Raw genomic sequence first — 14,229 nt, forward strand, 5'->3', positions numbered from 1 at the left:
GTGCCGAGGGAGCCGGCTACCGGCGGCTCGCCGGCTCCCCACCGTCGTCGCCGACTCGGCGGGCGTCCCGCAGCAGACCCCGTTGGATGGTCTGCAACTCCGCGGATGGGTCGACCCCCAGCTCGGACGAGAGCCGGGACCTGAGTTCCTCGTAGCGATCCAGTGCCTCGGCTCTTCGGCCCGAGACCTGCAGGGCCCGTAGCAGTCGCGCCCAGAGCGTCTCGCGAAGCGGGAAGCGATCGGTGAGGGCTCGCACCTCGCTCACCAGCGCAGGGTGCCGGCCGGTGGCCAGGTCGAGGTCGACGCGTCGTTCGAACGCCCACAGGTAGCGCTCGACCAGGCCGGGCGATTCGTAGCGCCGCAGCCATTCGGTCAACGCCTCCCCTGTGGGTCCATCCGGCCAGAGCGCGAGCGCCGCCTGGAGAAGCTGCCGCTGATCCGAGGGGACCGTGCACTCCTCGGCCTCCTGGACGAGCCGCCGGAACTCGACGGCGTCGACCCAGACAGGTGGGACGCTCAGCCGGTAGCCGGAGGGATCGGTCACGATCATCTCCTCGCCCAACACTCGGCGGAGGCGACCGACGTAGGTCTGCAGACTGCCGCGCACGTGGACCGGCGGCGTCTCGTCCCAGATACCAGCCGCCAGCCGCTCGAACGTCACGATGCGTCCGCCACCCAGTGCCAGCAGCACCAGCAGCGTGCGCACCCGCCGGCCGGGCAGTTCCACGGGTCGACCCCCGAGCAGGACCTCGAGCGGGCCCAACAGCCGGATCTCTGCCCCCGCCACAGCGCACCTCCGCTCGTGCAGCGGCCTCACGGTATCAAAACGCGCGGACGCCCTCCATCGACCCAAGGACCGGCCCGGCAGCGAAACGACAGCCGGATGACAGCGGTCCGGCACCGGCGAAACCTAGGTTCGACGCGCCAGACCGGCCGGCTCGGCTCGTTGGCGCCGTCGATCGGGGAAGAATGCCAACCGCTGCCACCATGCTGGGTTTCTGCGCTGCCACGCTGGCGATCCTGGTCATCCCGGGGCCCTCCGTGATGTACGTCGTGGCACGCAGCATCGCGCACGGTCGACGCGCCGGCCTGTACTCCATGTTGGGACTTGAGGTGGGCGCGCTCCTGCATGTCGCGGGGACAGCCGCGGGCCTCGCGGCCCTGCTCGCCTCGTCCGAGTTTGCGTTCACGCTGCTCCGCTACGCCGGCGCCGCGTACCTGCTCCACCTCGGTGTGCAGCAGCTTCGGGTGCGCCACGAACAGGTCGACTCCCCTGCCCACCGCACGTCGCCGGCATCGCGGCTGCGACTCTTCCGGGACGGCGTCCTGGTGGACCTGCTCAACCCGAAGACGGCACTGTTCTTCGTTGCCTTCCTGCCCCAGTTCGTGGACCCGGGACGAGGTCCCGCGACCGTCCAGGTGGTCGTTCTCGGCCTGGTCTTCGTCCTCCTCGCTGCCCTGTGCGACAGCACCTACGCCGTGGCGGCCGGGCGACTGGCCGCCCGGCTCCGTGACTCGCACCGCACCCGGCGCCGCATCGACCGGATCAGCGCCGGCGTCTACGTCGGCCTGGCGGGGATGGCCGTGCTCGTGTGAGCCGGCTGCACCGATCTCCGGGCGGTGACTCCCGCGACCTTGTGACTCGCGACCGCGGTCTCACCCGGCCTGGCTGGCGGCCTGGTTGGCGCGGGCCCGCATCAGGAAGGCGATCCAGAGCAGGAATACCGTGTCGGTGACCGGCACATCCTCGGCGATGTCCAGCGTGGGCTTGATCGACCAGAACCCGCCGACGCCGCTGCTGCCGACCCATTGGCCGTCCCGAGTGACCACGTACGCGCGTCGGAACGCACCCTCCGGCGCGATCTCGTACCGGGTCGTCGGGCCGATCGCGATCACCCAGTTCTGACGCCAGAAGCTCGGCCGGGCAGCGCGACATCGAGCCGCCGGTTCGCCCACGATGGTGCCGACGCGCTCTGAGCCGTCCTTGCCGAACTCCCAGGGCACGCCCTCGATGACGACCTGCGCCCGCTCGGACCAGAACGACCGGTCCACGTCGGCCACGACCCGCTGATCCAGCAGCACGTGGTCCTCGTCCCAGATGGCCTGCATCGATCCACCCTGACACGCCGGGTCCGGCCGACCAACCCCATTTGCGGCCTCCTCGCGCCCGGGCCGCCTCACTCGGACCGCTCGCGCCGGGCCCGATCCACCGCCCGGCGCAGTGGGGCGTAGTGCGCGCGCACCGCCTCCCGGTAGGCGTCCGCATCGCCGGCCTGCACCGCCTCGAGCATCTGACCGTGGGCGCGGGCGGTCTCGACGATGTCCGCGCCCGGCGCGACCCCCAGGTGCGGCTGCAGATCGGTGTGGATCGTCCAGAACGCCCCCACGAGTTCGGTGATGAGCGTGTTGTCCACCTTGTCCAGCAGCAGGTGGTGGAACGCACGGTCCTCCTCGAGGAAGAGTTCGCCGGCGGCAGCCTTGCGGGTCATCGCCTCGACCAGGCGGGACAACTGCTCGTCCTCGGTACCGGAGTGCTCGGCGATGAGCTTGTCCGCCATCGACAGATCCAGGGCGGTGCGCACGTCGAGGACCTCACGCAGCGTGCGCAGATCCTGGTGCGCGTCCGAGCGGGCCCGGAAGATCAGACCGTTCACCAGCGGGGCGAGCGAGAGCCCGCCCACGAACGTGCCGTGACCGTGCCGGACCTCCACGATGTCCAGGCTGGCGAGCGTGCGGATCGCCTCCCGCACCGAGGAACGCGAGGTCCCGAGCCGCTCACACAGCGCCGTTTCGGTAGGCATCGGGTCGCCTGGGCGAAGTCCCTCGGCCAGGATGAGGTCCTTGATCGCCTCCGTGGCGGACCAGGCGGACTTGCGTGGCCGCGCGATCGCGCCGGTCTCCGGGGCTGTCGTCATGAGAGTTGCTCTCCGCTCGGTGGGTCGTTTAGCATCACCCTACCAACATCGGACATCAGACATCAGATGTACCTCTCGAAGGGTGAGCTCAATGAAGACACTCAACACCACCGTCGACCGCCGGTCCTTCCTCCGCGTGGGTGGCAGCGTGATGGCAGCGGCCGCCGTGGTCTCGGCCATCGGCGCGTGCGCCCCGGACAACGGCGGCGGGCAGGCAACGGACGAGGAGACCACGGGTGGCGGCGCAGCCGCGAACCCGGAGGGCACCATCGACGCCGCGATCAGCTACGAGCTGGGCTCGAACGGGTACGACCCGATGACCACCTCCGCCGCGCTGACCGTCGCCGCGAACTGGCACATCCTCGAGGGCCTGACCGAGCTGGACCCGGCCACCGGCGAGACCTACAACGCGCTCGCGGCCGCGGACCCGGAGCAGGTGGACGACACCACCTGGACGGCGACCCTGCGGGAGGGAGCCACCTTCCACGATGGATCCCCGGTCACCACCGAGGATGTGGTGTTCTCCTTCGAGCGCGTCCTCAACCCGGACAACGCCTCGCTGTACTCGCAGTTCATCCCCTTCATCTCCTCGGTCGAGGCCACCGACGAGACCACCGTGACGTTCCACCTCGCCTATCCGACCGGCATCCTGGCCGAGCGGCTGTCCGTGGTGAAGATCGTTCCGAAGGCCGTGGTCGAGGCCGACCAGACGGCGTTCGACACCCTCCCCACCGGCACCGGGGCCTACCGGCTCACCGACGGCGGCGCCGGCGGCACCCTCACGTTCGAGCGGTTCGACGACTACAACGGCCCGCGCCCGGCGGTGGCCGCCGCGATGAACTGGCAGGTGCTGCCCGACGCGACCGCCCGCGTGAACGCCCTCTCCTCGCAGTCCGTGCTCGCGATCGACTCGGTCCCCTACCTCGACATCGAGACGCTGCAGGGACAGGGCAACGACGTCGAGTCGGTGCAGGGCTTCGGCCTGCTGTTCATGATGTTCAACAACGGCCAGGCACCGTTCGACGACGTGCGCAACCGGCAGGCGTTCCTGTACGGCCTGGACATGCAGAAGATCGTGGACAACGCCCTGCTCGGGAACGCCACCCCGGCGACGAGCTTCGTGCAGAAGGAGCACGCCAACTACAACGAGGCAGAGGTCGTCTACAGCTACGACCCGGACAAGGCCATGGCCCTCCTGGAGGAGACCGGGCTCGCCGGCCAGTCGATCACCCTGCTGTGCACCGACCACGACTGGGTGAAGAAGTGCACCCCGCTGATCAAGGAGGACCTGGACGCGCTCGGCCTGAACATCACCCTCGAGGAGGGACAGTCGGCCGGCCAGTACACCAAGATCGACAGCGACCCCAACGCCTTCAGCGTGTTCGTGGCTCCCGGTGACCCGAGCGTGTTCGGCAACGACCCCGATCTGCTGATGCGCTGGTGGTTCGCCAACGCCGTGTGGACCGACACCCGGATGCACTGGCAGGACAGCGCGGCCTACACCGAGTGCCAGGAACTGCTCGACTCCGGCCTTCAGGAGCAGGACGAGGCGGCCCGCCAGGAACTCTGGAACCAGACCTTCGACCTGATCAGCCGCGAGGTCCCGCTCTACCCGCTGTTCCACCGCAAGGCGCCAACCGCCTGGGACGCCGAGGGTCTGACCGACTTCCAGCCGATCTCGCTGACCGGCCTGTCGTTCCAGAACGTCGGCACCACCGAGTGAGCCCGGTCCCGGCCCCGGTGCGCCACTCGCGCCGGGGTCGGCGCCCGCGTCCCTGCTCCGAAGGAGATCCCCTGTGGCCAACCTGATCCGGCTGATCGGCCGGCGCCTGATCGCGCTCCCGATCATGGTGGTCGGAGTGACGTTCCTCGTGTTCGTGGTGATGTCGTTCTCGCCGATCGACCCCGCCCGCCTGGCGCTCGGCGAGTCCGCCAGCGAGGACGCCCTGAACAACTACCGGGAACTCAACGGGCTGAACGACCCGCTCTGGGCGCGCTACTTCACGTTCCTGTGGGGACTGATCAGCCAGGGCTACATGGGCGTCACCGCGGGCAACCGGGACGTGACCGACGTGGTCATGGCAGCGCTGCCGATCACGCTGCAGATCACCTTCATCGGCCTGCTGATCGGCGTCGCCATCGCCGCCGTGCTCGGCGTGGTCGCCGCTCTCTTCCGGGACCGCTGGCCCGACCAGATCATCCGGGTCATCTCGATCCTGTCCCTCGCGACGCCGTCGTTCTGGCTCGCGATCCTGCTCATCCAGTGGCTCGCCAACGTGCCCGGTGGCTGGGGCATCTTCCCGGCCCTGATCACCGAGTGGGTGCCGTTCTCGGAGGACCCGGCCGCCTACTTCAACCAGATCGCCCTGCCGGCGCTCGCGCTCGGCATCCCGGTCTCCGGATCACTGACCCGGGTGGTGCGCACCGCTATGGTCGAGGAACTCGACCGTGACTACGTCCGCACCGCCATCGGCGCTGGCATCCCCAAGCACGTCGTGGTGGGCCGCAACGTCTTCCGCAACGCCCTGATCACCCCGATCACCGTGCTCGGCCTACGGGTCGGCTACCTGATGGGTGGCGCCGTGATCATCGAGATCATCTTCAACATCAAGGCGATGGGACAACTGATCCTCGACGGGGTCAAACGCAACGACGTGTTCCTCGTCCAGGGGGTCACCCTGACGGTCGCGATCGCGTTCATCGTCGTGAACATCGTCGTCGACGTGATCTACGTCCTCGTCAATCCCCGGATCCGGAGCGTGTGACATGCGACGCCGTCTCACCGAACGCCTGAGCGTCCCCGGCCTGCGGTTCACAACCCGCCTGCGGCCACCCACCATCCTGGCCCTGGCCTTCATCGCACTGGTGGCCCTGGCCGCGATCTTCGCGCCGCTGGTCGCTCCCTACGACCCGCTGGCCTCGGGCACCCCGGTGCAGCCGCCGAGCGGCGAGCACTGGTTCGGCTCGGACGCCAACGGCCGCGACATCCTCTCCCGCATCGTCTACGGAGCCCGGTACTCGCTGGAGATCGGCATCGGCGCCACCCTCCTGGCCCTGATCGCCGCCGCGGTCCTCGGGTCGATCGCCGCCACGGGTGGCAAGACCCTGTCCGAGGTCGTGATGCGGATCATGGACGTCATCATGGCGTTCCCGGGCATCGCCCTGGCGGCCGTGTTCGTGGCCGTGTTCGGCAACTCGGTCGGCGTCCTGATGATCACCATCGCGTTCCTGTACACCCCGCAGCTGACCCGGGTGATCCGGGCGAACATCCTCTCCCAGCTCGGCGAGGACTACGTGGCCGCCACCCAGGTGATGGGGGCACGCATCCCGTGGATCCTGATCAAGCACGTGGCCCGCAACTGCGTCGCACCGATCCTCACCTTCGCCACCGTGCTGGTCGCCGACGCGATCGTGCTGGAGGCCTCGCTGTCCTTCATCAACGCCGGCATCCGCCCGCCCGACCCCTCCTGGGGCAACATCATGAGCGAGGGCAAGCAGCTGCTGCTGTCCGGCCGGTGGTGGCCCACGTTCTTCCCGGGCCTGATGATCCTGCTCACCACGCTCGCTCTGAACATCCTCTCCGAGGGCCTCACCGACTCCCTCGCCACCCCGAAGGCGAAGGCCAGGGTCAACGTGGCCGCCGACGAGCGCAAGCTCGTCGAGACCGTCGCGGACGAGCCTGCGACGGCGGAGGCGCCTGACGAGGTTCCCGTCCTTGGTCTTGGCGCGAGTCAGGAGGACCTCGACCGGCGCCTGTCCGAGTTGCGGGTGTCCGAGACGGTGCGCACCGACCGGCTGCGCTACACCGGGGATGCTGCCCCGCTGCTGGAGGTGGAGAACCTCTCCATCTCCTTCCCGGCCGCGCACGGTGACGTCGCGATCGTCGACAACGTCTCCTTCTCGGTCCGCCCCGGAGAGACGATGGGGCTGGTCGGCGAGTCCGGCTGCGGCAAGTCGATCACCTCGATGGCGGTGATGGGCCTACTGCCGCCCACCGCGAAGATCGAGGGCCGGATCGGCTTCGACGGCCAGGACGTGCTGTCGATGGCTCCGAAGCAGCGCAACGCCCTGCGCGGGCACGAGATGAGCATGATCTACCAGGATGCGCTCAGCTCGCTGAACCCCTCGATGCTGGTCCGCGCGCAGTTGAAGCATCTCACCCGCCGCGGCGGCAAGCGCACCGCCGACGAGCTCCTCGAGATGGTGGGCCTGGACCCGGTCCGGACCCTGAAGTCCTATCCCCACGAGCTCTCCGGTGGGCAGCGCCAGCGGGTGCTCATCGCGATGGCGCTGACCCGCAACCCGCGCCTGGTCATCGCCGACGAGCCGACCACGGCCCTGGACGTGACCGTGCAGCGACAGGTCGTGGACCTGCTCAACGATCTGCGCGAGCAGCTCGGGTTCGCGATGGTGTTCGTCTCCCACGACCTGGCCCTGGTGGCCAAGCTCGCCCACCGGATCACCGTGATGTACGCCGGGCAGGTGGTGGAGCGGGCATCGACCTCCGACCTCCTGATCGACCCGCGCCACGAGTACACCCGAGGGCTGCTCGGCGCGGTCCTGTCCATCGAGGCCGGCGCGGACCGGCTGCACCAGGTGCAGGGCACCGTCCCCTCGCCCGGCGACTTCGTGGCCGGCGACCGGTTCGCCCCTCGCTCCAGCCACCCGGAGCTCGGCCTGACCCAGAAGCCGGTGCTCCGCACCGTGCCGGGAACCGACCATGTCTTCGCGACCACCCCGGACGCCGAAGCCCTGCTGGACGGAGCCGTGCGATGACCACCGCGACCGATCGGACCGAGGCGACGGCCGCCGTCGGGAATGTTCTCGAACTGCGCCAGGTCAACGTGATCCACAAGGCGCGCACAGGCAAGTTGTTCCGTCCGGACACCGTGCATGCCGTCAAGGACGTGGACTTCGGCGTAGCCCGGGGTGAGACCGTGGGCATCGTCGGTGAGTCGGGCTGCGGCAAGTCGACCCTGGCCCGGGTGATGGTCGGGCTGCAGCCGGTCACCAGCGGCGAGGTGCTCTTCCGCGGCGCGCCGCTCGGTCACGGCAGCCGGGCCCGCCGGACCCTTGGCCGGTCGGTGTCCGCCGTGTTCCAGGATCCGGCCACCGCACTGAACCCGCGGATGACCGTCAAGGACGCGCTCATCGACCCGCTGAACGTGCACCGGATCGGTTCCCCGCGCGAGCGCGAGCACCGCGTCCGCGACCTCCTGCATCTCGTCGGGCTCCCGCAGTCGGCCCTCGCGGTGCTACCCCGGCAGATCTCCGGCGGCCAGCGACAGCGGGTCGCGATCGCCCGCGCGCTCGCGCTCGAGCCCGACGTGATCGTGGCCGACGAGCCGACGAGCGCCCTGGACGTCTCGGTGCGGGCGCAGGTGCTGAACCTGCTCACCGACCTGAAGAGCGAGCTCGGCCTCGGGCTGGTGTTCATCTCCCACGACATCAACACCGTCCGCTACGTCTCCGACCGGATCGCCGTCATGTACTACGGCGCCATCATCGAGACCGGGGACGCCGAATCGATCTTCGCCGACCCGCAGCAGGACTACACCCGCACCCTGCTCGCCGCGACCCCGTCGCTCCTCGAGTGACCGGGTCCCCGTTCCCCCCAGACCACGCGCAGCTGCGCACCACCGCCCGAACCGGGCACCATCAGGAAGAGAACGCGATGACCGCCGCCGCACCCGTACCCGCCGAGGCCAGAGCCTTCCAGGGCGTCATCCCCCCGCTCGTCACACCGCTCACCGCGGACGGCCGGCTCGACGTGCCCAGCCTGGGCCGCCTGATCGAGCACCACATCGCCGGCGGCGTGGACGGGCTCTTCGTGCTCGGGTCCAGCGGCGAGGTGGCGTTCTTCGAGGACGAGATGCGCGACGAGGTGCTCCGCGAGTCGGTGCGCCTGGTCGGCGGCCGGGTGCCGGTGCTGGCCGGGATCATCGACACCCAGACACGCCGGGTGCTCGCCCAGCTGCGCCGCGCGGAGGCGATCGGCGTGGCCGGCGTGGTCGCGACCGCACCGTTCTACGCGATCACCGGACCCGAGGAGATCGAGAACCACTTCCGCGCGATCGCCGCGGCCACCGACCTGGCCCTGTTCGCCTACGACCTGCCGGTCTGCGTGCACGTCAAGCTGGACCCGGCGATGCTGGTGCGGCTCGGCGCCGACGGCGTACTGACCGGCGTGAAGGACTCCTCCGGTGACGACGTGGGGTTCCGCCGGCTGGCCATGATGAACGATGCTGCCGGTGCCCCGCTTACCCTGCTCACCGGGCAGGAGACCGTGGTGGACGGCACCTATCTGGCGGGCGGGCACGGCTCCGTGCCCGGGCTGGGCAACATCGACCCGGGCGGCTACGTGCGGATGGACCGGGCCGCCCGCGCCGGCGACATCGACGCCGTGCGCGCCGAGCAGCAGCGGCTCGCCGCCCTGTTCGAGATCGTGTTCCAGCCGGAAGGCAAGACCGGCCCGGCGGCCGGCGTCGGGGCGTTCAAGACCGCGCTGTACCTGATGGGCATCTTCTCCACGAACACGATGAGTTCCCCGATGACCGCCCTGGAGGGTGAGAACGTGCAGCGGGTCCGCACGGTCCTCGCCGGTCTCGGCGTCGAACTGGTCCGGTGACCCACCCGCTGGTGGCGCCGCTGCGCGGCGGCCTGATCGTCTCCTGCCAGGCCTATCCCGGCGAGCCGATGCGGCACCCGGAGACGATGGCGCAGGTCGCCGCGGCAGTCGTCGACGGCGGCGCGGTCGCCGTGCGCGCGCAGGGCCTGGCCGACGTCCAACTCGTGGCGGGCCGGGTGCAGGTGCCGGTGATCGGCATCTGGAAGGACGGCGACGCCGGCGTGTTCATCACCCCGACGCTGCGCCACAGCCGCGCCGTGCTCGCTGCCGGCGCCGACATCCTCGCCCTCGACGGCACCGAGCGGGAGCGGCCGGACGGCCTGACCCTCGCCGAGACGGTGCGGCGGGTCCGGGAGGAGTCCGACGCCCCGATCATGGCGGACTGTGACACCGTCGCGTCCGCGGTCGCGGCGGCCGAGGCGGGTGCGGACCTCATCGGCACCACGCTCGCCGGGTACACCGATGCCAGGCCGAAGACCGACGGACCCGACCTGGACCTGCTCGCCGAGGTGGTGGCGGCGCTACCCGGGGTGGCCGTGGTGGCGGAGGGGCGGATCCACACTCCCGCGCAGGCCCGGGCCGCCGCCGAGGCGGGGGCGTTCGCCGTGGTGGTCGGCACCGCGATCACCCACCCGAGCACCATCACCGGCTGGTTCGACCGCGCCCTGCGCAGCAGCTGAGAGCCGCCCGCCGGCCACCGCGGGCGATCGAGCCCCTACTGGTGCACCCTGGCGCCCCGGGGGTGCACCTCAGGGTCAGATCGGGGGATATCCCCATGACGCCCGCGAGCTCCGGCTGAGAGGGTGGAGGTGGCCCGCTGGAGGGGCGGGCCACCAACTTCGGAGGATCAATGCACCGCTCGCGCGTCGCCGCAGTCACCGCCATCGCCGGCCTGTCCCTGGCACTGGTCGGGTGCGGTTCCGGCTCCGGCCCCCGCGTCACCGAGGAGCGCGACGACATCGACGCCGACGTCCGCGCCATCGAGCTCGAGGGCAGCGGAGACCTGTTCCTGGCGGTCGGGGACACCCCGGAACTACTGGTCACCGCACGCGAGAGCGTGCTGGAGGACGTCAGCACCGAGAACCGGGACGGCGTGCTCGTCCTGAACATCGACGACGGCTTCCGGCTCTTCGGCGGCATCGGCTCGGTGGACTACGAGGTGACGCTGCCCGCCGTCGAGGCGCTGAGCATCTCCGGCGCGGGGGCGATCGACGGCGAGGTCGCCCCGGGCGAGTCCCTGACCCTGGACATCCGCGGGGCGGGCGACGTGCGGATCGAGGGCGTGGACGTCCAGGACCTGACCGTCACCGTCTCCGGCGCGGGCAGCGTGGAACTCGTCGGCACGGCGGTGAACCAGAACGTCACGATCCAGGGTGCCGGGGACTACCTGGCCGGTGACCTGGAGTCCGAGCACGCGGTCGCGACGGTCTCGGGCGCCGGCAGCATGGATGTCTGGGTCACCGGCACCCTGGACGCAGAAGTGTCCGGCGCCGGGGACATCACCCACACCGGTGGTGCCGAGGTGACCGAGGAGATCAACGGCGCCGGCTCGATCTCAGGCGACTGATTCCGCACCACCGCACCCGACGGCCGGAACGCAACTGCCGCCGTCAGGCCGGCGAACTCGGCTGCGCCTCAGGCGACCCGGTCGTGGACCGCGAGCACCTGGGCCACGAAGCCCTCGCCGATCTCGCGGGTCAGGGACGCCAGCGCGTCCTCGGCAGCAGTAAGGTCGGCGGTGAGCGCCGTGGCGTCCACGTCCTGGTGGGTGGCTGCCCACCGCAGCATGAGGTCCGGGCCCGCCTCGGGGTGGAATTGGACGCCTAGGGCGCTGCCGAGCCGGAACGCCTGGAACGGGTACTGGTTCGAGCTGGCGAGCCAGACAGCTCCCTCGGGCAGGGTCGTGATCGCGTCGGCATGCATGGACGGCGCCGACACGGTGCGGCCGAGGGCGGTGACCACCCCGCGCAGGACCGGGTCCTCGGCGGCGTCGGGACGCAGCCGGAGCGCGATGACGCCACGCTCGGGGCCGATCGGGGCGTCCACGCTCACCTGGCCGCCACCGGCGACGGCGAGCACCTGGGCGCCGAGGCAGATGCCGAGCACCGGCACCTCCCGCTCGATCGCGGCCAGCATGAGGTCGCCCTCGGCGGCCAGCCACGGCGCTGCCTCGGTGTCGTAGGCGTTGTTGGTGCCGCCGAGCACGATAAGACCGTCGAGCTCGGCGGCGGACGGGAGTGCGTCACCGCGGTCCGGTCGGATGATCCGGACCGCTACGTCGGCGAGCCAGGGCTCGAGCCGGTCGAGGGGTACCGCGTCCTCGTGCTGGATCACGGTCAGCACGGGCGCGCCCTCGCGGGCGTCGTGCTCGGCGGAGTGGGGAGCGAACTGTTCGGTCACTCGATGGAAGGTACCCCAGAACTCTGGATGATCGCGGTCAGCCCCCTCCGGGTGGTCAGGACTGCCCCGTCAACCTCGTTGCGCGAGGCTGTACTAGAGGAGAGGATCAACGGGTGACCCGAATCGTGGCGCCGTTGCGCCTGCTCCTCGGCCTGTGCCTGGCGCTGTTCGCCGGCGCGGCGCTGGCCGGCCCCGCCCTTGCCGATGCACCGCTGCGTGTGGAAGGTCACGTCGATGACCGCACCACCGAGCAGGTGGCCGCCGGGGACCGGGCCGAGATCGAGGCGGCCGCGGCACGGCTCGCGGAGGGCTCCGACCTCGATCTGTTCACGGTGTACGTCGATTCCTTCGACGGCATGGACCACCAGGAGTGGGCGGACGAGACCGCCACCATGTCCGGACTCGGCCAGAACGACATCCTGCTCGCGATCGCCGTGGTGGACCGCGAGTACGCGGTCTCGGTCGGGACCGAACTCCCGTTGTCGGACTCCCAGCTGGCCACCGTGGCGGGCGACATCGAGGACGAACTGCGCCAGGACGACTGGAGCGGCGCGGCGATCACGGCGGCCGACGGCTATCTCGCGCAGGCGAACGGTGGCGGCAGCGCCGTGGTGCCGGTGCTGATCGGGGCGGGCGTGATCGGTGGTGGCGCGTTCCTGCTGGTCCGCTCCAGCAACAAGCGCAAGCGGCAGCAGCAGGCGGCCCAGCAGCACCCCGGCGGGCCGGGTGTCCCCGGACGGCAGAACGCACCCGCACCGGCGAACTCGATCGAGGCGGTCCTGGCCTCGCTGTCCACCGAGGACCTGGCCAAGCGCGCGGGATCGGCCCTGGTCGGCCTGGACGACGACGTGCGCAGCTCCGAGCAGGAGCTCGGCTTCGCCCAGGCCCAGTTCGGGCTGCAGTCCACCCAGAACTTCAAGGCCGTCGTCGAGGGCGTCAAGGGCCAGCTCGCCCAGGCGTTCGCGCTGCAGCAGCGCCTGGATGACACGGCGCCGGAGTCCGAGCCGGAGAAGCGCCAGATCCTGACCCAGATCGTGCTGCTCTGCGACCAGGGCGACAAGGCACTGGACGCCCAGGCGGAGTCGTTCGCGGATCTGCGCAAGCTGCAGGACAACGCGCCGCAGCTCCTGGACGAGATCAACACCCGGGCCGGTGAGATCGAGGCCCGGATCCCGGCCGCCCAGGCCACGCTGACCCAGCTGCGGGCCACCTACCCCGAGACCGCCCTCGTCTCCGTCGCCCGCGCCCCTGACCAGGCGGCGCAGCTCCTCGACGCGGCCAGGGACGCCGTCACCCAGGGCCGCGAGCGCGTGACGGGCAACGACCGGGGCACCGCCGTCGCCTTCGCGCACACGGCCGAGGATGCGCTGGCCCAGGCCGTGACCCTGCTCGACTCGGTCACGAACGCCCACGACAACCTCAGCCAGGCGGTCCAGCGCCTGGACGCCTCGATCGCCTCCATCACGGCCGACGTGGCCGACGCCGAGCGGCTGGCCCCGCAGGACCCGCAGGTCGGCCCGGCCACAGAGCGGGCCCGCACCGCGATCGAAGCCGCCACCGCGGCCCGCCAGAAGAACGGCGACCCGCTCGCCGCGCTCACCGAGATCGTCGCCGCGGAGCAGTCCCTCGACGCGGTCCTCGCCGGGCACCGGGAGGCGAGCGACGTCCGCCGGCGCGCCGAGAGCCAGCTCCAGAACGGGCTCTCCCGCACCGACGCGCTGATCCGCTCGACGAACACCTACATCGAGACCCACCGCGGCGCCGTCGGAGCGAATGCGCGGACCCGCCTCGCGTCCGCGATCGAGTCCCTGCAGCAGGCCCGCGCGATGTCCGAGACGGACCCGGTGCAGGCGCTGCGTCTGACCACTGCCGCGTGGCACTCGGCGAAGGCCGCGCAGGATCTCGCCGCCTCGGACGTGTCCGCCTGGGAGCGCAGCCGGAGCCCGTACTCCGGCGGCGGATACTCCTCCCAACGCGGCGTCGACCCGGGTTCGCTGATCCTCGGCGGGATCCTCGGGAACATGTTCGGCGGCAACGACAACGGCTACCGCGGCGGCTACGGCGGCCGGGGTGGTTCGTCGTGGGGCAGTTCCTGGGGCGGCGGCGGTTCCTCGTGGGGCGGCGGCAGCTCGCGGAGCAGTTCCCGCCGCCGATCCAGCAGTTCCCGGTCCAGCGGTTCCCGGCGTAGCGGCGGCCGCTCCGGCGGCGGCCGGCGTTCCGGCGGGGGCGGGCGCTTCTGAGGCACCCTGATCGCCCCCTGACCAACGCCCAGCACGACCCGTAGAT

13 protein-coding genes are annotated in these 14,229 nt (G+C 70.8%); 9 read left to right on the plus strand and 4 right to left on the minus strand.

The features are described from left to right. Window positions 1-16: 16 nt before the first annotated feature. The gene (locus tag KCQ71_RS23715; protein ID WP_223411169.1) at window positions 17-787 is read right to left on the minus strand and encodes an AfsR/SARP family transcriptional regulator; all 771 of its coding nucleotides are present in this window, start codon (window positions 785-787) and stop codon (window positions 17-19) included. Window positions 788-969: 182 nt separating this feature from the next. Between KCQ71_RS23715 and KCQ71_RS23720 the strand changes: the two genes are divergently transcribed. Further along, complete coding sequence (locus KCQ71_RS23720; RefSeq protein ID WP_223411170.1) at window positions 970-1,596, plus strand: LysE family translocator; 627 nt, start codon at window positions 970-972, stop codon at window positions 1,594-1,596. A 60-nt stretch (window positions 1,597-1,656) separates the two neighbouring features. Here the strand turns inward: KCQ71_RS23720 and KCQ71_RS23725 are convergent, their stop codons facing one another. After that, a complete protein-coding gene (locus tag KCQ71_RS23725) occupies window positions 1,657-2,109 on the minus strand; it encodes a hypothetical protein (protein WP_223411171.1) in 453 nt (150 codons plus the stop codon). A gap of 68 nt (window positions 2,110-2,177) precedes the next feature. Beyond that, window positions 2,178-2,915, minus strand: a complete 738-nt coding sequence (locus KCQ71_RS23730; protein WP_223411172.1) for a FadR/GntR family transcriptional regulator — start codon at window positions 2,913-2,915, stop codon at window positions 2,178-2,180. A 91-nt stretch (window positions 2,916-3,006) separates the two neighbouring features. Between KCQ71_RS23730 and KCQ71_RS23735 the strand changes: the two genes are divergently transcribed. The 7 genes from KCQ71_RS23735 (at window position 3,007) to KCQ71_RS23765 (ending at window position 11,110) form a co-directional block, all read left to right on the plus strand. Next, window positions 3,007-4,638 (plus strand): ABC transporter substrate-binding protein, encoded by a 1,632-nt coding sequence (locus KCQ71_RS23735; protein WP_223411173.1) that lies wholly within the window; start codon window positions 3,007-3,009, stop codon window positions 4,636-4,638. Window positions 4,639-4,711: 73 nt separating this feature from the next. After that, the gene (locus tag KCQ71_RS23740) at window positions 4,712-5,680 is read left to right on the plus strand and encodes an ABC transporter permease (RefSeq protein ID WP_223411174.1); all 969 of its coding nucleotides are present in this window, start codon (window positions 4,712-4,714) and stop codon (window positions 5,678-5,680) included. Between the two features lies 1 nt (window position 5,681). After that, window positions 5,682-7,691 (plus strand): dipeptide/oligopeptide/nickel ABC transporter permease/ATP-binding protein, encoded by a 2,010-nt coding sequence (locus KCQ71_RS23745; protein WP_223411175.1) that lies wholly within the window; start codon window positions 5,682-5,684, stop codon window positions 7,689-7,691. Further along, window positions 7,688-8,512: an ATP-binding cassette domain-containing protein gene (locus tag KCQ71_RS23750; protein WP_223411176.1), complete on the plus strand. Its 825-nt coding sequence runs from the start codon at window positions 7,688-7,690 to the stop codon at window positions 8,510-8,512. The genes KCQ71_RS23745 and KCQ71_RS23750 overlap by 4 nt, the downstream gene beginning before the upstream one ends. A gap of 77 nt (window positions 8,513-8,589) precedes the next feature. Next, the gene (locus tag KCQ71_RS23755; RefSeq protein ID WP_223411177.1) at window positions 8,590-9,543 is read left to right on the plus strand and encodes a dihydrodipicolinate synthase family protein; all 954 of its coding nucleotides are present in this window, start codon (window positions 8,590-8,592) and stop codon (window positions 9,541-9,543) included. Continuing rightward, entirely contained in the window at window positions 9,540-10,223 is a 684-nt protein-coding gene (locus KCQ71_RS23760) for an N-acetylmannosamine-6-phosphate 2-epimerase (protein ID WP_223411178.1), read from the plus strand. Before KCQ71_RS23755 ends, KCQ71_RS23760 begins: the two co-directional genes overlap by 4 nt. 170 nt (window positions 10,224-10,393) lie before the next feature. Then, window positions 10,394-11,110 (plus strand): head GIN domain-containing protein, encoded by a 717-nt coding sequence (locus KCQ71_RS23765; RefSeq protein ID WP_223411179.1) that lies wholly within the window; start codon window positions 10,394-10,396, stop codon window positions 11,108-11,110. 68 nt (window positions 11,111-11,178) lie between these two features. Here KCQ71_RS23765 and KCQ71_RS23770 read toward each other — a convergent pair whose 3' ends face one another. After that, window positions 11,179-11,943 carry a type 1 glutamine amidotransferase gene (locus KCQ71_RS23770; protein WP_223411180.1) on the minus strand — a complete coding sequence of 255 codons (765 nt, stop codon included), beginning with the start codon at window positions 11,941-11,943 and terminating at the stop codon, window positions 11,179-11,181. 113 nt (window positions 11,944-12,056) lie between these two features. Between KCQ71_RS23770 and KCQ71_RS23775 the strand changes: the two genes are divergently transcribed. Continuing rightward, entirely contained in the window at window positions 12,057-14,183 is a 2,127-nt protein-coding gene (locus KCQ71_RS23775) for a TPM domain-containing protein (protein ID WP_223411181.1), read from the plus strand. Window positions 14,184-14,229: the final 46 nt, after the last annotated feature.

Origin of the sequence: Occultella gossypii (assembly GCF_019947135.1) — a bacterium.
In the GTDB taxonomy this organism is placed as follows: Bacteria; Actinomycetota; Actinomycetes; order Actinomycetales; family Beutenbergiaceae; genus Occultella; species Occultella gossypii.

Bases quoted from the DNA above. Each gene is read 5' to 3' on its own strand.
- KCQ71_RS23720 (WP_223411170.1), top strand. From the start codon at position 970: ATGCCAACCGCTGCCACCATGCTGGGTTTCTGCGCTGCCACGCTGGCG.
- KCQ71_RS23725 (WP_223411171.1), bottom strand. From the start codon at position 2,109: ATGCAGGCCATCTGGGACGAGGACCACGTGCTGCTGGATCAGCGGGTC.
- KCQ71_RS23730 (WP_223411172.1), bottom strand. From the start codon at position 2,915: ATGACGACAGCCCCGGAGACCGGCGCGATCGCGCGGCCACGCAAGTCC.
- KCQ71_RS23735 (WP_223411173.1), top strand. From the start codon at position 3,007: ATGAAGACACTCAACACCACCGTCGACCGCCGGTCCTTCCTCCGCGTG.
- KCQ71_RS23745 (WP_223411175.1), top strand. From the start codon at position 5,682: ATGCGACGCCGTCTCACCGAACGCCTGAGCGTCCCCGGCCTGCGGTTC.
- KCQ71_RS23750 (WP_223411176.1), top strand. From the start codon at position 7,688: ATGACCACCGCGACCGATCGGACCGAGGCGACGGCCGCCGTCGGGAAT.
- KCQ71_RS23755 (WP_223411177.1), top strand. From the start codon at position 8,590: ATGACCGCCGCCGCACCCGTACCCGCCGAGGCCAGAGCCTTCCAGGGC.
- KCQ71_RS23765 (WP_223411179.1), top strand. From the start codon at position 10,394: ATGCACCGCTCGCGCGTCGCCGCAGTCACCGCCATCGCCGGCCTGTCC.